The sequence below is a fragment of the Pantoea sp. T14 genome (genome assembly GCF_036663535.1).
GTDB lineage: Bacteria > Pseudomonadota > Gammaproteobacteria > Enterobacterales > Enterobacteriaceae > Pantoea > Pantoea phytostimulans.
The window spans coordinates 229993-247392 of record NZ_JAWUEB010000026.1; the positions used below are offsets into that span (position 1 = coordinate 229993).

14 protein-coding genes are annotated in these 17400 nt (G+C 55.5%); 3 read left to right on the forward strand and 11 right to left on the reverse strand.

The window, feature by feature from the left end; genetic code table 11:
• Window positions 1–270 precede the first annotated feature (270 nt).
• Window positions 271–1725 (forward strand): AMP nucleosidase, encoded by a 1455-nt coding sequence (locus tag SC127_RS16250; RefSeq protein ID WP_215846499.1) that lies wholly within the window; start codon window positions 271–273, stop codon window positions 1723–1725.
• Window positions 1726–1811: 86 nt separating this feature from the next.
• Here the strand turns inward: SC127_RS16250 and SC127_RS16255 are convergent, their stop codons facing one another.
• Together SC127_RS16255 and SC127_RS16260 are read right to left on the reverse strand one after the other, a co-directional pair.
• Complete coding sequence (locus SC127_RS16255) at window positions 1812–2216, reverse strand: hypothetical protein (RefSeq protein WP_252515260.1); 405 nt, start codon at window positions 2214–2216, stop codon at window positions 1812–1814.
• 318 nt (window positions 2217–2534) lie between these two features.
• On the reverse strand, window positions 2535–3833 hold the full coding sequence (locus SC127_RS16260) for an NCS2 family permease (RefSeq protein ID WP_243077662.1): 1299 nt from the start codon (window positions 3831–3833) through the stop codon (window positions 2535–2537).
• A gap of 428 nt (window positions 3834–4261) precedes the next feature.
• On the opposite strand from SC127_RS16260, the gene SC127_RS16265 reads away from it, so the two are divergent.
• Window positions 4262–5005 (forward strand): response regulator, encoded by a 744-nt coding sequence (locus SC127_RS16265; protein WP_215846498.1) that lies wholly within the window; start codon window positions 4262–4264, stop codon window positions 5003–5005.
• Here SC127_RS16265 and SC127_RS16270 read toward each other — a convergent pair.
• From SC127_RS16270 to SC127_RS16295, 6 genes are all read right to left on the reverse strand, one after another.
• On the reverse strand, window positions 4942–5994 hold the full coding sequence (locus tag SC127_RS16270; RefSeq protein WP_215846496.1) for a carbohydrate kinase family protein: 1053 nt from the start codon (window positions 5992–5994) through the stop codon (window positions 4942–4944). The two genes, SC127_RS16265 and SC127_RS16270, sit on opposite strands and share 64 nt — an antisense overlap.
• 1 nt (window position 5995) lies before the next feature.
• Entirely contained in the window at window positions 5996–6856 is an 861-nt protein-coding gene (locus SC127_RS16275) for a ketose 1,6-bisphosphate aldolase (protein WP_215846494.1), read from the reverse strand.
• 11 nt (window positions 6857–6867) lie between these two features.
• The gene (locus SC127_RS16280; protein WP_215846493.1) at window positions 6868–7551 is read right to left on the reverse strand and encodes a D-lyxose/D-mannose isomerase; all 684 of its coding nucleotides are present in this window, start codon (window positions 7549–7551) and stop codon (window positions 6868–6870) included.
• Window positions 7552–7597: 46 nt separating this feature from the next.
• Window positions 7598–8536, reverse strand: a complete 939-nt coding sequence (locus SC127_RS16285) for an ABC transporter substrate-binding protein (RefSeq protein ID WP_215846491.1) — start codon at window positions 8534–8536, stop codon at window positions 7598–7600.
• A gap of 407 nt (window positions 8537–8943) precedes the next feature.
• Window positions 8944–9927 carry an ABC transporter permease subunit gene (locus tag SC127_RS16290; protein ID WP_215846489.1) on the reverse strand — a complete coding sequence of 328 codons (984 nt, stop codon included), beginning with the start codon at window positions 9925–9927 and terminating at the stop codon, window positions 8944–8946.
• 10 nt (window positions 9928–9937) lie between these two features.
• Complete coding sequence (locus SC127_RS16295; RefSeq protein WP_215846488.1) at window positions 9938–11452, reverse strand: sugar ABC transporter ATP-binding protein; 1515 nt, start codon at window positions 11450–11452, stop codon at window positions 9938–9940.
• Window positions 11453–11595: 143 nt separating this feature from the next.
• Between SC127_RS16295 and SC127_RS16300 the strand changes: the two genes are divergently transcribed.
• The gene (locus tag SC127_RS16300; protein WP_332627127.1) at window positions 11596–14193 is read left to right on the forward strand and encodes an ATP-binding protein; all 2598 of its coding nucleotides are present in this window, start codon (window positions 11596–11598) and stop codon (window positions 14191–14193) included.
• Here SC127_RS16300 and phnE (SC127_RS16305) read toward each other — a convergent pair.
• The 3 genes from phnE (SC127_RS16305) to phnD form a co-directional block, all read right to left on the reverse strand.
• Window positions 14147–15031, reverse strand: coding sequence for a phosphonate ABC transporter, permease protein PhnE (gene phnE, locus SC127_RS16305; protein ID WP_243077659.1), 885 nt, complete (start codon window positions 15029–15031; stop codon window positions 14147–14149). The genes SC127_RS16300 and phnE (SC127_RS16305) overlap by 47 nt on opposite strands.
• On the reverse strand, window positions 15028–15888 hold the full coding sequence (gene phnE, locus SC127_RS16310; RefSeq protein ID WP_243077658.1) for a phosphonate ABC transporter, permease protein PhnE: 861 nt from the start codon (window positions 15886–15888) through the stop codon (window positions 15028–15030). Before phnE (SC127_RS16310) ends, phnE (SC127_RS16305) begins: the two co-directional genes overlap by 4 nt.
• A 577-nt stretch (window positions 15889–16465) precedes the next feature.
• Window positions 16466–17395: a phosphonate ABC transporter substrate-binding protein gene (phnD, locus tag SC127_RS16315; protein WP_332627128.1), complete on the reverse strand. Its 930-nt coding sequence runs from the start codon at window positions 17393–17395 to the stop codon at window positions 16466–16468.
• Window positions 17396–17400 lie beyond the last annotated feature (5 nt).

The window sequence follows — 17400 nt, forward strand, 5'->3', positions numbered from 1 at the left end:
GAACATTCTGTGGCCGGGAGTGGCCACGGTTAATTCGTAAGCAATAATCTCGCCAAAAGTCACCATTTGTGACGAAATCTTACGTTGAAGGGTGAATTTGGGGGCGTTGAGCGCCTTTCGCTTCCACTTGATCACTAACGATAGAGTGCTTTGGCTAACTCACCAGCACCACGTTGGTGCAAAATGCGGTTGATCACAGATTATTAACCAAAGCCAGCGTCAAACCCGCTAAGCTGAGGATAATTCGCTGTAAACACCCAAGGAGAAGCTATGCCTACACAACGGAAAAATTTGACCAGCCAACAGGCGCTTGATGAGCTTGAGCGTTTATATGATGAATCGGTAAACGCCCTGCGTACTGCCATCAAAGCCTTCACCGAAGATGGCACGCTGCCTGACTATGCGGCACGCGCACAAGGTCTGTTTGTTTACCCTGAGCTGCGCATCAGCTGGCACGGCGATGGTCCGCAACAAAACCGCACCCGCGCGTGGGGACGCTTTACGCACACCGGCCGTTACAGCACCTCAATTACGCGTCCAGCCCTGCTGCGCCATTACATCGCCGAGCAGTTAGCGATGCTGGAAAAAGAGTATGAAGTGGATATTGAAGTCGGCCCATCAGCGCAAGAGATCCCTTATCCTTACGTAATTGATGGTTCAGATTTGTCACTGGATCGCTCGATGAGCGCCGGTATTGCGCGCCATTTCCCCACCACTGAACTGTCACAGATTGGCGATGAAACGGCTGATGGCTTGTTCAACGTCGATGCGCGCTTCCCGCTGTCCCACTTTGACGCACTGCGCACTGACTTTTCGCTGGCGCGCCTGCGCCATTACACCGGCACGTCAGTAGAACATTTCCAGCCGTTTGTGCTGTTCACCAATTACACGCGCTATGTTGATGAGTTTGTGCGCTGGGCTATTGAGCAGGTGCGCGATCCCAACACAGCTTACGACAGCCTGGTCTGTGCCGGTGATGTGGTGCTCACCGCCGATACCGCGGACAGCGACGCCATGCTTTCTGATTTAGCATGGAAGAAACACCAAATGCCTGCCTGGCATCTCACTTCCCCTCATCGTCGCGGCATCACCTTGATCAACATTGGCGTTGGCCCGTCGAATGCCAAAACCATTTGCGATCACCTAGCTGTTATCCGCCCACACGCCTGGTTGATGATTGGCCACTGTGGCGGACTGCGTGAAAGTCAGCGCATTGGCGATTATGTACTGGCTCACGCTTACCTGCGTGACGATCACGTGCTCGACAGCGTATTGCCGCCAGATATCCCGATCCCAAGCATCGCCGAAGTGCAGCGCGCGCTTTATGATGCCACCAAATCGGTCAGCGGCATGCCAGGTGAAGAAGTGAAAGAGCGCCTGCGTACCGGAACCGTGGTTACCACCGATGACCGCAACTGGGAACTGCGCTACTCCGCTTCTGCATTGCGCTTCAACCTGAGCCGTGCGGTGGCAGTGGATATGGAAAGCGCCACCATCGCCGCGCAGGGTTATCGCTTTCGCGTGCCTTACGGAACGTTGCTGTGCGTTTCTGACAAACCGCTGCACGGAGAAATCAAACTGCCGGGTCAGGCAAACCGTTTTTACGAAGGCGCAATCTCGGAGCATTTACAGATCGGTATTCAAGCGGTAGAACTGCTGCGCGCCGAAGGGGATAAATTGCATTCACGGAAACTGCGAACCTTTAACGAACCGCCGTTCAGATAAGGTTTTGTTCGCTTTCAGCCTCGTCACGAGAGCAATCAATGCGGGCAGGTCCCGCATTGATGATTAGCCATATCGACAGCCGAGAACTAAACGTGAAGCACCGCGGTTTTAATGAACCACCCCACCACAAACAGCGTTAAAGGAACCATCATTGTCCAGATAATTCGGTTATTAAGGGCATCGAATTTCTTGTCTATGGCGTCGAACTTCTTATCTATGGTGTCGAACTTCTTGTCTATAGCGTCGAATCTTTGAATCACTTCTTTTTTGAATGCACCATGCTCACTTCGAATCACTTCAAGATCAGCCTTTGTCGCAAATGTTTGCGAACGCTCGGTCAACACCGCTATATCAATTTTGACCTGATGCAAATCCTGCTCGACTCGCTCAATGCGTTTTTCCAGTTTTTCCATGTTATTGCCTCCACGGCAGCGAGCGCCATTAAACGTAAACGGTTCCCACTGCTCAAACCTTCCATAAAAATAATCCATTATTTTCCCCTGCAACGCCGACACGTCTGAATGTGTCTCCCGCGTCGTATTCGTTCACGCCGGAATCTGTCGCACAGTGAGTGAAACAGATTGCCGCAGTTTAATCATTCCACGTTTCGGTAAAACCGCAGCAATTTAGGATTCGGTCAAAAACCTGAGACACGACAAAACTATCGCTTAATCGCAGAAGAAACAGGGGATTTATTATGCTCTGGAAGCGGCTGCGCAAAAATGATCAATCAGCCAGTAAGAGAAGGCGAAATGGCAGTGAAGGGGCGAACCCGCCGCTGCGAAATAAACAGCGGCGGAGAGGGGTTATCAGGCGCTCAGCCACCCCAGTTTAATCACAAACAGGATCGACAGAACGATCAGTGCGACATTGACCTCTTTGGTACGGCCACTCAGCAGTTTCACCACGGTCCAGGTAATAAAACCAAAAGCGATACCGTTAGCAATCGAGTAGGTTAACGGCATGGTTAACGCCGTTACCGTTACCGGTGCAGCGGTGGTGATGTCTTTCCAGTCAATCTCAGCCAGGCCCGAAGCCATCAATACCGCCACAAACAGCAGCGCAGGCGCGGTGGCAAATACCGGTACGCTGGAGGCCAGCGGTGAGAAGAACAGGCTGAGTAAAAACAGAATCGCCACCACAATCGCGGTTAAGCCGGTACGGCCCCCGGCGCTGACGCCCGCCGCTGATTCTACATAACTGGTGGTGGTTGACGTGCCCAGCAGCGAACCAAACAGCGCAGCTGCGCTGTCTGCAATCAGCGCACGGCCCATTTTCGGTACGTTGCCCTTCTCATCGGCTAAGCCTGCACGTTTAGTCACGCCCAGCAGCGTGCCGGTGTTATCAAACACGTCAACGAACAGGAAAGCGAAGATCACGCTGATCAGGCCGACGTTAAACGCACCGGCAATGTCCAGCTGCAAAAAGGTGGGTGCGATGGATGGCGGCGCAGAAAACACCCCGGCAAACGGCGACAAACCGATGCCCATTGAGATAAATGTCACCACCAAAATGCCAATTAGCACCGCACCGGTCACGCGGCGGGCTTCCAACACTACGATGATGATAAAGCCCAACACTGCCAGCAGCGGCCCCGGTTTGGTTAGATCGCCAATGCCCACCAGCGTGGCGGGGTTATCCACCACAATACCGGCGCCTTCCAGCGCAATGATCGCCAGAAACAAGCCAATCCCAGCCGCGATGCCCGCACGCAGTGGCAGCGGAATACTGGCGATGATCCATTCGCGGATTTTGAACAGTGATAATGCGAAGAAAATCACCGCCGACAAGAACACAGCGCCCAACGCGATTTGCCAGGTGTAACCCATGTGCAACACCACGGTGTAGGTAAAGAAAGCGTTCAGTCCCATGCCCGGTGCCAGCGCAATCGGGTAATTGGCAATCAGGCCCATCAGCAGCGAACCGATCGCCGCCGCGAGGCAGGTCGCCACGAACACCGAACCTTTATCCATGCCGGTTGCGCTGAGAATACTGGGGTTAACAAACAAGATGTAAGCCATCGCGAGGAAAGTCGTTATCCCGGCGATGATCTCAGTGCGGACCGTAGTGTTGTGAGCTTTGAGCTTGAATAATTTATCTAACATCATCATCTCTCGTTAGCGGAGACGCCATTTTCATGGGTGCTCCCTTGCCAATGTGGTTTGCATGCGCGTTGTTTTATGTAAAAGGCAGTGACGGTTGCACGCTCTTCCGTCTCGAACTTTTGTCCTTGCTTCAGGACATCACATCAGGACATAGCAATTGCTATGCCATAAGTTGCGCAGCGTAAAAAAGCGTTGCGCAACAACTCTTAAGATTATTCTGAACCAAAACAAGGCGCGATTATGGTGCAACGCACCAATGCTGCGCAATCGTTTTCCTGCACGCCGCTTTTTCCACAAGAAATTTCTGAGCTGACGCACGATTCAGCGCTTTGGCAGGCGATATCGGTCACGTTTCAGCTTGCTGAATCAGCGCTGTTTTTACGGCTGTGTACACTCCTGACTTACCCCTTTCGTAACATTGAGGCCGCGCAATGAAGCCAGCGATATTGGTGGTGGATGATGATCGTGCCGTCTGCGAAGTGTTGCAGGACGTGCTGAGTGAACATGTGTTCAATGTTTATAGCTGCCATCAGGGCAAAGAGGCGCTGACCATGCTGGCGCAACACCCTGAGATCTCACTGGTGATGCTGGATATGATGCTGCCCGATACCAACGGCTTGTTGGTGCTACAACAGCTCCAGCGACAGCGTCCCGATGTCCTGGTCATCATGTTGACCGGCATGGGATCGGAAGCGGAAATGGTAATTGGTCTGGAGATGGGTGCCGACGACTACATTGCCAAGCCGTTCAATCCGCGCGTGGTCGTGGCGCGTGCCAAAGCGGCGCTGCGGCGCGGTACTCGCCTGGTTTGTCAGGATTCAGATTATGATGGCTGGCGCTTTAATGGTTGGCAGTTAGATGAAGCGCGCTGTCAGTTACTTAATCCTCAGCGAGAATCGGTACCGCTTACGCAGGGCGAATACACGCTGCTGCGGGCGCTGGTGAAACATGCCCGCAAAGTGCTGACACGCGATCAGCTGTTGGAGTTAACCCACAGCGAAAGCCTTGATGTGTTCGATCGCACCATTGATGTGCTGATCATGCGTTTGCGCCGAAAAATCGAAACTAATCCACACCAACCTAATTTAATTCGTACTATTCGCGGCCTGGGTTACGTTTTTTCTGCGGATGTGGTGAAACCAGAAACGGCGCGGCTCTCCACGCAGATCGCCTGATCCATCCAGCGCTGCATCTCATCAAGTGGACGAATGCCGTCAATGGCATTGGCGGCGTGCAGATTAAAACAGGCGCAGGTGTGCGCCAGTCGCAGCGTCGTCAACATATCAAAGCCTTGATGCGTGGCGTACAACACGCCTGCGCAAAAGGCATCGCCTGCGCCCACGCTTCCCACAATCTCTTCCGCGCTAAGCTGCCATGAAGATTGCCAAACGCCCGCGCCGTTGACCTCGCGTCCCCACGCCCCTTCAGGCGCATGAATAATCACCCGTTGCCGCACGCCTTGCTCCATCAGCCACTGGGCGGCAGCGGCGAATGCGTCAGGCGGCTGGATGCCTTCACTGCCTCGCAACGTAATACCCGTTAGCGCCTCCGCTTCCAGTTCATTAATGATCAGATAATCCAGCCAGCGCAGCGACGGCAGAATCAGCGGACGATTATCGCCAGCGCGAGAGACCAAATCTAAAGAGGTGTAATAACCACGCTGCTGCATCATTGCCAGTAATCGTGCACTGCGTGTACCAAACGTTTCATCAGCGTGGTCGAGGCTTTCCAGCAGCAGCAAATACCCCAAATGAAATATGCGATAGCGATCGTTTAGCGCGTCAAAATGAGGAATATCCAGCTGGCGATTGGCGCCTGGCGCGTAGAAAAAGGTGCGCTGACCATCGGGCGCGGTCATTACCTGGCTGGTAGACGTCGCTAGCGTTTGCGAACGCTGTACCGCACGCCGATCAATCTGCGCCTCATCCATCACCTGCATCAGGTAATCGCCGTCGGCATCTTCGCCCAGCAAGCCAATCGCCGCCAGCGGCAATTGGCATTGCATACGTGACAGTGTCACCAGAACATTAAGCGGCGCACCGCCTGCCGCTTTTTCACTGTGGCTGACTTCGGCCAGCCAGCCTTGTTGAGGCCAGAGATTGATGCGGTGAACGTAGTCCACCAGCATGATACCGGCGGCCAGGATGCCGCTGCGCCCCGCCATCTCACGCCTTCCCGCTGCTGCCGAAAATCTGCATCTGTTGCATGACAATCTCGCTGATCGCCGTTTCCACTGCCATTAGCATTTCAGCAAACTCGTCGTAGCGCGTGTTACGCGAGGACATGCACTGATCGATCGCGCCCAGCGCCGCCTGCGACATGCCGGTATAAAAGTTGATTTTATGAATGCCCAGTTCAATAGCGCGACGGAAATCGGCGTCGCTGATCCCTGATCCACCGTGTAACACCAGCGGCACGCCCGCCTGCTGACGTATCGCTGCCAGCCGCTCAAAGTCGAGTTTCGGCTCGCCTTTGTATTTGCCATGCGCATTGCCAATCGCCACCGCTAAAGTGTCGATACCGGTTTCTCGCACAAATTCGGCCGCGAGGTTCGGGTCGGTAAATTTTGCGCTGTCCGCTTCGCCAAACAGTGCGCCGCCTTCATCGCCGCCTACTGCACCCAACTCCGCTTCCACCGACACGCCTACCGCATGCGCAATCTTTACCACTTCTCGCGTCTGACGCAGGTTCTCTTCATAGCTCAGCGTTGAACCATCAAACATTACCGAGGTAAAGCCCAGGCGAATCGCCTGCATCACCGCCTCAAAATGCAGGCCGTGATCGAGATTCAGCACCACCGGAATAGCATGTTTCGCCGCTTCAAAACGCACCGCTTCCACCAGATGATCAAGGGTGATGTATTTGAAATGCACCTCCGCGATATTGATGATAAACGGCGAACGCTGCTGCTCAGCTGCCTTGAACAGCGCACGCAGAAAATGGGTGTCGATAACATTAAATGCACCCAACGCATAACCGTGTTGCTGCGCGTGGGCCAGGCCCTGCGCTAAAGAGATCAATGCCATGCTTTACTCCTTCAGGTTAGCCAGCGGTCATATTCGTTACAGAGCAGCCAGCGCGGTTGTTCATCCTCATCAATCGGATTGAAGCGTGCCAGCGGCGTAAGAAACACGTTGTCGTGGTCGTCGTCATTGGGCATGGAAACTTCGCCTACCAGCACATCACCTAATCCCTCTTCGCCCCAGAAGCTGTGCCAGATGCCCGGCACCAGCGTAACGCTTTCGCCTGGCGATAAACGCAGCTGTGAACCGGCGGCATGCGTTTGGCTGAGGCCATCCAGCGTGACGTTGACGGGTGTGTTCGCCAGGCCATCACCGTCGCGGTTGTGCAGCGTGACAATAAGATTGCCGCCACCACGATTGATAATGTCTTCCATCTTTTGCGGGTGATAATGCATCGGCGTCACCTGAGCTTCACGCACGTGCATGATCTTTTCGGCGTAGGGTTTGTGCCAGGGTTTGCCGCCCGGCGATCCGTTGCGCAGGGTGAACAGCGTCAGGCCGGTTTGCTGGAAATCATCTTCGCCAAAGCTGGTCACATCCCAGCCGAGATGCAGCGCCAGCAATTCTGATGCTGAAGCGCGATCAAGCGCACGCCACTGGCTGAGGCCGTAATCTGCCCATGGCGGCAAATGAACGTCCTGACGCATAAAGAACTCACGCGTCAGTTGCAAGATGGTGTTGACTTCGGAACGTTGCATGGTCGAACCTCCGAAACAGGCGGCATCATGACATGCCGCATGCGGGTTATTTCACCGTCCAGCCTTTGTAGCCGCCGATGTTGTTGCGATCTATCATGCTGACCGGAATCAACACCGGTTTATCCGGCGCCGGTTTGCCTTGCAGAATGTCGTAGCCAATTTCCACCGCTTTCGCCGCCATCACTTGTGGATCCTGCGCGGGCGTTGCGACAAACAGGGAATTTTTACGCTTCAGCGCCTCTTCGCCATCCGGTGATCCATCGACACCAACAATAAAGAATTCGCTGCGCTGAGCCTGTTTCGCCGCCAGATCGGCACCGATCGCGGTGGGATCGTTAATGGCAAAAACTGCATCAATTTTTGGATTAGCTGAGAGCAAACCGGTCATCACTTCCAAGCCGCCTTCACGGCTGCCTTTGGCGTTTTGGTTATAGGAAAGCAGCTTGATGTTGGGATGACGTTTAAATTCGGTCATGCAGCCTTCCACGCGGTTTTGCACTGCAGAGACCGGTGGGCCGTTGATGATCACCACGCTGCCGGTCTCTTTCAGGCGCTGGGAAATATATTTACAGGCCATTTCTCCGGCTTGGGTGTTATCAGACGTAATAGTGGCATTGGCGCCATCAGCGGCAACGTCGACGGCAACCACCACAATGCCAGCATCACGCGCACGTTTTACCGCCGGTGCAATGCCTTTGGAATCGGCGGCGTTGAGGATAATCATGTCCACTTTCGCGGCGATAAAGTTATCGATCTGGCCAACCTGCTGCCCCAGATCGTAGCCGCTGGAGACCAGCGTGACGTTGACTTTGTCACCCGCCAGTTCACGCGCTTTCATCTCCGCGCCTTTGGTGATCTGCACGAAGAACGGGTTAGCGAGATCGCCCACCGTTACGCCGATAGATTTCAGTTCTTTCGCCTGAGCCACGCCAGCACTGAACAGCGTCGCCGCCAGCAGCCCGGTTACGATCGGATTAAAACGCATTGTGCTTCTCCTGCTGTTTTGCCCGTCATATTCCATGCTACAGATGCCTTGGCTTCACTTATCCAAGTGAATCACTGACATCCGTCAGCTCATCGGGATAGATTCGTTTGCCGCCTTGCTGCAACCTGAAATATTTTGGGTATTTATGATTGCCAACCGCTGAATGGCGTAGGGTAAAAATTTTATCTTTTTATCGGGAGTCGTTTGTCCCCCACCTCGGTCCTTATAAGTGCGAGGTCGTTTGTCCCCCACCTCGGTCCTCCCCCATACATGGGGGAGGAAGATGCTGCCATATGCCAGTATTGAAGCTGCATGTGGCAGCGTCTCCTTCCCCCGCTTCGCGGGGGAAGGCTGGGATGGGGGACAGCGCGCACCTCACCAGGGACAGCGCGCTCCTCACCCATCGTTCAACTTACGTGATGACGTGTACGATATTTATCGATCAACACCGCGATAATGATCACCGCGCCCTTGATCACCAACTGCCAGAAATAGGAAACCCCCATCAGCGTCATGCCGTTGTTCAGCGTCGCGATAATCAGCGCGCCAATCAGCGTGCCGGTGATGGTGCCAATACCGCCGACAAAACTGGTGCCGCCGAGGATCACCGCTGCAATCGCATCCAGCTCATAGCCCACGCCTAAGTTGCCGTTGGCGCTATACAGCCGTGACGCGCTCATCAGTCCGCCCAAACCTGATAGCAAGCCGCTCATGCCATAAACAAACGCCAATACCACGCCGACTTTAATCCCGGTTAACCGCGCGGCTTGCATGTTGCCACCAACCGCGTAGATGTGAACGCCCAGCGTGGTGCGGCGCAAAATAAACCAACACAGCGCAATCACCGCAAAAGCGATCACAATCAGCCACGGCACCGGGCCGAGATAACCGTTGCCTATCCATTCAAAATTAATATCGGAGTTGATGACCGTGGTGCCATCCGCCAGCAAATAGGCGGCACCACGCAATGCGGTATAAGTACCGAGCGTGACAATAAACGGAGGCAGTCCGGCCCATGCCACTAAAATGCCGTTGAACAGCCCCATTATCAGCCCGGCGCCGAGCGCCATGGGAATCGTCAGCGAGGCCAGCATCGGATCCAACGACGCCACCAGCGCCACCACCGCAGTGGTGCCGAGCATCGATCCCACTGACAGATCAATCCCGCCGGTCAGAATCACAAAGGTCATTCCCGCCGCCAGCACGATATTGATGGAGGCCTGACGCGTAATGTTCAGCAGGTTTGCTTCAGTAAAAAAGTTGGGTGCCACAAAACCAAAAATCGCGACGATCAGGATCAAGATCGGCAAGATACCGATGGTTTGCAGCAAATCGCCCATCAGGGCGCGTTTCAGTGTCGGCGCTTTGGCGCGTGCGGTTGGTGCTGTCATGGTTTTCTCCTCACACTTCAAGCGGGGATGCGCTGTGCGCACCGGTTGCCAGCGTCATAATGTTTTCCTGACTGATGTTGTCGCCTTCCAGCTCACCAGCGATGCTGCCTTCGCGCATCACGTAAACGCGGTCGCTCATACCCACCACCTCCGGCAGCTCGCTGGAGATCATTAATATCGCCACGCCCTGGCGCGCCATCTCCTGCATCATGCGATAAATTTCACTTTTGGCTCCGACGTCAACGCCGCGCGTCGGTTCGTCGAGAATCAAGATACGTGGGCCAATTGAGACCCAGCGCGAAATCAACAGCTTCTGCTGATTACCGCCAGACAAACCGCCGGCCCGCACTTGCGCATGCGGCACACGAATGTTGAGGTTGGCAATGGCATCGTTAGCGATTTTTTGCCCTTTGCGACGATCAAGCAGGCCATAATTGGCATCGCGTTCTAGCGTGGCCATCACAATGTTCTCCATCGCCGCCATCTCCAGAAACAGACCTTGTTCCTTGCGGTTCTCGGTAAGAAAACCGATGCCGCGCGCAATCGCATCACGGGGCGAATGAATCGTGACTTTTTGACCATCTACCCAGATTTCGCCCTCTTTCGGCTTATGCACGCCAAAGATCAGCTGCGCCAGCTCACTGCGTCCGGCACCGACCAGCCCGGCTAATCCCACGATTTCGCCCGCGCGCACGGCCAGGCTGCTGGGATGCACTTTGCCTCCATCGCCAAGATGATTCACTGCCAGGCGAATATCACCCATCGCAATGTTGCGGTCTTTATTGAACAGATCGCTGAGCGGCCTGCCGACCATCATGCGCACCAGCTCACTGGCGTTGAGATTCTCCCGCGTCAGGCTGCCAACATATTCGCCATCGCGCAGCACGCTGACGCGATCCGACAGCTCATAGACTTCCGCCATGCGATGACTGATATAGATGATCGCCATGCCTTCACCGCGCAGGCGCTTGATCAGCGCAAACAGCTGCTCGGTCTCGCGGTTAGAGAGTGCAGCGGTAGGCTCATCCATTACCAAAATGCGACTGTTGCGATGCAGCGCACGGGCGATTTCCACCTGCTGTTGTTCAGCAATACTGAGGCGGTTAACCAGGTCGTTGGCGCTGAACTGCGCGCCCAGTCGATCAATCACCTGCTGCGCCTCATCGGCCATTTGGCGCCGCTTCACCATGCCGCCTCGGGTGATTTCACTGCCAAGAAAGATGTTTTCCGCCACCGTGAGATTCGGTGCCAGATTGATTTCCTGATAAATCAGGGTGATGCCTGCCGCTAACGCCTCTTTGGGCCCTTTAAGCGTGTAGGCTTTGCCGTCAATTAAAATTTCCCCGCTGCTGGCGCTATAGGCTCCTGCCAGGATTTTCATCAAGGTGCTTTTTCCGGCTCCGTTCTCCCCCATCAGCGCGTGAACTTCACCAGGATAAACCGTGAGATCGACACCTTTCAAGGCGTAGAAATTGCCGAAGCGGCGGGTGATTTTCCGCATTTCCAGTATTGGTGTGGCTGTCATCTGCCCGCTCCTGCTGACTATGAATGCCAGCAGTAAAGCAACGCCAGATAAATGGAAAATGTCAGCACCCATTCATATTTGTCATATTTGCCCGCGGCCCCGCTCTTATACTCGCCCCATTAGCGCGGTAAGGGAGACGATGTATGCAGCGCGATTATCCGTGGCAGGCCGGGGCCCGAGGCCGTCTGCTGCTGTTCAACTTGCTGGTGGTCTGCGTCACGCTCATGGTGAGCGCGGTCGCGATTCTCGGGTTTCGCCACGCCGGGGCGATTCAGGAGCAGGCGCAGGCGCAAACGCTGGCGGACATGAACGGCAGCCTGGCGCTGGCGCGTGATACCGCCAATGTCGCCACTGCGGCGGTACGGTTGTCACAGGTGGTGGGCGCGCTGGAATACCAAAGTGAATCGTTGCGCCTGCAGCAAAATCAGCAGGCGCTGCAACAGTCGCTCTCCTTACTGGCGAATGCCCCGATGGCGTCACGCCAGCCAGAGCGGGTGGCGCGTATCCGTGCGCGCAGCCTAATGCTTGAGCAAACCATTACTCAGCTATTGCGCACCGGGCATCAGCGCCATCTGCAACGTAACCTGATGCTCAGCGGCCTGTGGCAATCCCAACTGCTGCTCAGTCATATTAATCAGCTCGCCTTAAAAAATGCGGCGCTTGCCCCGAATGCCGCGCTGCGTCAACAGACTGAGCAGCTGCTTACCGTGGCGATTCGCACGCCTTCACCGGTCGCCGCCATCGATCAATTAGGTGAAGTGATGATGGCGTGGCGCAGCGCGCCTGCTCGCGGCGTGCTGGCAGATCACGTGCAACGCTTATTAACGGCCCAGCAGCAACTGGTGCCGCTGGCGACAGATCTGGAGCAGAGTGATTTAGCCATTGCCTACGCGACCTATCGCATCAAAGCGCTGGTGGCGATGCTCAATGAAGACATCACCGCCTATGTGCAGCAAGTGGCGCAGCAGAGCGAAACGCGCACTTTGGCCACCCATCAGGAGCTTGATTCAATCATCGGGTTTATCGCGTTGTTTGTGCTGCTGGCGCTGGCGATTACCTGCTACGCCGGTTATTACATTTATCGCAATTTAGGTTCCAGCCTGACGGCGATTGCCGGGGCGATGACGCGATTAGCGCAAGGCGAACAGAATGTCAGCGTGCCCGGGCTGCAACGTCGCGATGAGCTGGGCGATTTGGCCCGCGCCTTTAACGTATTTGCGCGTAACACCGCGTCGCTGGCCCACACTTCACGCCTGTTAAAAGAGAAAAGTAATCAGCTTGAGTCGACCTTTTTGGCGATGCGCGATGGCTTTGCGCTGTTTGATAACAGTGGGCGATTAGTGGTGTGGAATGCGCAATACGCCGAGCTGTTGGGCATTGCGCCGCGTGATCTGCATCGCGGGCTGCATTACCAACTGCTGTTACAGCGGCTGGATATTCATCTGCACGGATTGGGTGAGCCGCAGGAGATCCGGCTGGCTGACGGCCGCACGCTGGAGTTGCGTTTCAGCCCGGTACCACGGCGAGGCATGGTGAATACGGTGCTGGAGCGCAGCGCGCGTAAAGCGTTGGAAGAAGCGCTGGTGCACAGTCAAAAAATGAAAGCGGTCGGTCAGCTGACCGGTGGCATTGCCCATGATTTTAATAATCTGCTGGCGGTGATCATCGGCAGCCTGGCGTTAACCCAAGGCCAACTGCCGCCGGGGCCCCTTGCCAGCCGCATTGATCGTGCACGTCAGGCCGCCGATCGGGCTGCGCTGCTGACCCAGCGCCTGTTGGCTTTTTCTCGCAAACAGGCGCTGCATCCCAATGCGGTGTCGGTGGTAACGCTGGTGGATAACCTGCAAGGCCTGTTGCAGCATTCGCTGTTGCCCGGACAACAGCTGGTGATTGATGCCCAGCGTCCTGGCTGGCCCGCGTGGATCGACGCCAGTCAGTTAGAGAATGCGTTGATGAATTTGGTGGTCAACGCGCGCGATGCTATGGCGCAGCAAAGCGGTGAGATTCGCCTGCGTATCTGGAATCAGCGGCGTCTGGAACAGGGTGAGAAGCGCGACAGGGTGACAATTGAGGTGATTGATCACGGCAGCGGTATGTCATCGGAGGTGCGCGAACAGGTGTTTGAGCCGTTCTTCACCACCAAAGCCACCGGCAGTGGCAGCGGATTGGGTTTGTCGATGGTGTACGGTTTTGTTCGTCAATCGGGCGGGCAAATTGAACTGGAAACTGCGCCGGGGCAAGGCACGACTGTTCGCCTGCTGTTGCCACGCGCACCTGAAACCGCCGCCACCGCCGCCGTTGTCGCGCCACCGCAACCCGACGCGGCGGGCGATCGGCTGGTGTTAGTCGTAGATGATGAACCGGCGGTGCGGCAAACCTTATGCGAACATCTGCATCAGCTGGGCTATTTGACGCTGGAGTGCGGCGATGGCGAAAGCGCGTTGAATCTGCTGCGCCAGACGCCGGATATCGATCTGCTGATCAGTGATTTGATGCTACCGGGTGAAATCAACGGGGCGGAGGTGATTCGCCAGGCGCAGCAGAACTGGCCGCAGCTGGCGACGCTGTTAATCAGCGGTCAGGATCTGCGCCACCAGCCCGTGACGCTACCGCTGTGCGAACGGTTGGCGAAACCCTGGCAGGAGGCGCAATTAGTGCAGGCGTTACAGCGCGCATGGCAGCGCAGCGAGCGGCTTAGTCGCGCGCAGCAGGCTGCCACAGCGGCACCGTTTTCCCAATGATGTAGCGTTTGCGTAGGCGGCTGGAGATCGCATCCATCACCATCACAATCACCACCAAAACCAGGGTGATAAACATCACTACGTCCCAATTCCACAAGCGCATGTTTTCAGCGTAAACCAGCCCCACGCCGCCCGCGCCAACAAAACCCAATACCGCCGCCGATCGGGTATTGGATTCTATCTGATAGAGGCTCAGCGCCAGGAAACTGGGAAAGGATTGGGTAAAGATGCCGAAGCGATGTTTTTGCAAACTGTTTGCGCCCAATGCGCCCAAGCCACGACTTGGCGAGCGCTCTACCGCTTCATGCCCTTCGGAGTAAAGTTTGCCGAGCAGCCCCACATCTTGCATCACAATCGCCAACACGCCCGCCAGCGGCCCCATGCCTACCGCTCGCACAAATATCAGCCCCCATATCGCCATATCTACGCCGCGCAGCAGGTCAAACATGCGACGAACCAGCAGCGCAATCGGCCAGCTGATGCGCGTGTGCATCACGTTGCGTGCCGCCAGAAACGACAGCGGCAAGGCGATGATCGAGGCGGTAATCGTGCCAGCAAACACAATCGCCAGCGTGATCCCTATCTGGGACAGATAATAACCAAACGGCCAGTTGGCGAAATCCTGCCAGACAAACATGCGCAAAAAATAGCGGCCTAACTGTTGAACGCCGTTTTCCAACCGGCTCCACTCAATGCCGAAGACAGAAAAAAAGAACAGGTAATAAAGCAGCACCGCGAGGGCAATCAGGCCAATGCGGCGCAGATAACGGTTTTGCAGGGCAAACAACGCGCTGTGTTGCTGCTTGAGTTTCGCGACATCGGGTGCAAGCGCAATCATGATTTACCCTCTACTACGCGGCGACGCAGGCGACCAGAAACGGTATCCAGCAGCGAAACCACGGCGATAATCAGCAGTAATGTGATGCTGACCTGATCGAAACGGTCAAGTTTGATATTGGTCATCAGCTCTTGTCCGATGCCGCCTGCGCCAACTAAACCGAGAATGGTTGAGGAGCGGAAGTTGACCTCTAAACGCATAAAGCTGTAGGAGAGGAATACCGGTTTAACCTGCGGCCAGAAGGCGAAGCGTATGCGTTGCAACTTGCTGGCACCACAGGCTGCGAGGCCGCGCACCGGTTTATCGGAAGCGGATTCTATCGCTTCGTAAAACAGCTTGGTCAGGCTGCCGATGGCGTGCAGCGCCAGCGCCATAAAGCCCGGAATAGCGCCGATGCCAAAGGCCATGACAAACATCACCGCCCACGCCAGTTCTGGCATGGTGCGCAAAAAGGCTACCCCAGAACGGATAGCAAACCGTACGCTTACGGGCATTTGCGTGTTGTCGGCGGCAAAAAAGGCCAGCACCGTGGCAACGCAGACGGCAATTATTGTGGAAGCCAGCGCCAGTTGCAGCGTTTCCCAAATCAGCGGCAGCTGGATATGCAGGCGATAACCCCAATACGCCAGCGAGCCTTCCGTTTTTCCATCGGCGAACAGCAGCGGCAGATGTAGCACCGGAACGATTTCGCGGATGTAATCAAAAAAGTTAGGCAGCGATTGCCAGACGTTGATCAGATTAAATTCCGCCACGTTGCCCGCAGCCAGATAGAGCGCCACTAACAACAAAGACCAGAGCAGCGAGTCGCGTTTCTGTTGGCTGCGGATGCGTTGGTAATAACGTTCGAAGTCAGTCAAAAGCTTTTCTCGCATAAGTTGAAGTCTGTGCGTGCGGTCCCCCATAAGTGCGAGGTCGTTTGTCCCCCACCTCGGTCCTCCCCCATGCATGGGGGAGGAAGATGCTGCCACATGCGAGTATTGAAGCTGCATATGGCAGCGTCTCCTTCCTCCGCTTCGCGGGGGAAGGCCGGGATGGGGGACAGCGCGCAGATAACGTCGTTTGTCCCCCACCTCGCTTCCCATAAGTGCGGGGTCGTTTGTCCCCCACCTCAGTCCTCCCCCATACATGGGGGAGGAAGATGCTGCTACATGCGAGTATTGAAGCTGCATGTGGCAGCGTCTCCTTCCTCCGCTTCGCGGGGGAAGGTCGGGATGGGGGACAGCGCGCAGATAACATCGTTTGTCCCCCACCTCGCTCCCTATAAGTGCGGGGTCGTTTGTCCCCCACCTCGGTCCTCCCCCATATATGGGGGAGGAAGATGCTGCAAAATGCCCGCTCTGTACCCGCATGTGGCAGCGTCTCCTTCCTCCGCTTCGCGGGGGAAGGCCGGGATGGGGGACAGCGCGCACCGATTCAGCGCGCTAAGGCGCTAAATTACCCGCGGCTGCCCTTCATCAGGTCACGCTTCATATCAATCACATTCTGATAATCCGCTAGCGTTGCTTCACCAATATGCTGCTCTCCGCCCACCGCTTTCACGAAACAGGCGTGATCTTCTTTATCCAGCTTTTTGATCGCCGCCACTACTTTGGCTTTGAACTCTGCCGGCAGCTTATTGCTGACCAGCACCGGGCCGTTAGGAATCAGCGGCGACTGCCAGATAATGCGGATTTTGTTCATTAAATCGGGCTGATCCATACGCATCATTCGGGTAAAGGCGCCCGAGGTATAACCGGTGCTGCGATCGCCCACCAGCGACGTCCAGGTCACTGCACCGGCAAACTGATCGTTTAACACGCCGAGAATGTCCTGCTCGTGGCCACCCGAAAAGGTGACGCTGGAGAAGAAATTGTTGTATTTGTCATCGACGCTGCCGCCAAACTCTTTCTTAAATGCCTGGTTCGGCATCAGGAAGCCCGACGTCGAATCGGGATCCGCCATCCCAAAAGCTTTGCCTTTCAAATCTTCCAACTTTTTGTACGGGCTGTCGGCTTTCACCACCACCACCGAGTGATAACCGCGGGACTGATCTTTGTCATCCACCACAATGCCCACGATATCTACCGCTTTTGGATCTTGCAGATAAACTGAGGCAAACGACGCGGGCGACATGCTCAGTACCATATCAATCTTGCCGCCCAGCAGCCCCTGAATCACGCCCGAATAGTCTGACGCGTTACGCATCTGCGTATCCACGTTCAGCTCTTTATCAAAAAAGCTTTTTACACACTGATTATCGCCAATCTGCTGGGTGGCGTTTTGACCGCCTAAAATGCCCAGATTCAGCTGTTTCGGTGCATCCGCTGCGTTAACGCCAAAGGTCATCAAAGCGCCAGTGACTAAAGCTAATGAAGTCAGTTTCATTCGAA

Bases quoted from the DNA above. Each gene is read 5' to 3' on its own strand.
- SC127_RS16250 (WP_215846499.1), top strand. From the start codon at position 271: ATGCCTACACAACGGAAAAATTTGACCAGCCAACAGGCGCTTGATGAG.
- SC127_RS16255 (WP_252515260.1), bottom strand. From the start codon at position 2,216: ATGGATTATTTTTATGGAAGGTTTGAGCAGTGGGAACCGTTTACGTTT.
- SC127_RS16260 (WP_243077662.1), bottom strand. From the start codon at position 3,833: ATGATGTTAGATAAATTATTCAAGCTCAAAGCTCACAACACTACGGTC.
- SC127_RS16265 (WP_215846498.1), top strand. From the start codon at position 4,262: ATGAAGCCAGCGATATTGGTGGTGGATGATGATCGTGCCGTCTGCGAA.
- SC127_RS16270 (WP_215846496.1), bottom strand. From the start codon at position 5,994: ATGGCGGGGCGCAGCGGCATCCTGGCCGCCGGTATCATGCTGGTGGAC.
- SC127_RS16275 (WP_215846494.1), bottom strand. From the start codon at position 6,856: ATGGCATTGATCTCTTTAGCGCAGGGCCTGGCCCACGCGCAGCAACAC.
- SC127_RS16280 (WP_215846493.1), bottom strand. From the start codon at position 7,551: ATGCAACGTTCCGAAGTCAACACCATCTTGCAACTGACGCGTGAGTTC.
- SC127_RS16285 (WP_215846491.1), bottom strand. From the start codon at position 8,536: ATGCGTTTTAATCCGATCGTAACCGGGCTGCTGGCGGCGACGCTGTTC.
- SC127_RS16290 (WP_215846489.1), bottom strand. From the start codon at position 9,927: ATGACAGCACCAACCGCACGCGCCAAAGCGCCGACACTGAAACGCGCC.
- SC127_RS16295 (WP_215846488.1), bottom strand. From the start codon at position 11,452: ATGACAGCCACACCAATACTGGAAATGCGGAAAATCACCCGCCGCTTC.
- SC127_RS16300 (WP_332627127.1), top strand. From the start codon at position 11,596: ATGCAGCGCGATTATCCGTGGCAGGCCGGGGCCCGAGGCCGTCTGCTG.
- phnE (WP_243077659.1), bottom strand. From the start codon at position 15,031: ATGATTGCGCTTGCACCCGATGTCGCGAAACTCAAGCAGCAACACAGC.
- phnD (WP_332627128.1), bottom strand. From the start codon at position 17,395: ATGAAACTGACTTCATTAGCTTTAGTCACTGGCGCTTTGATGACCTTT.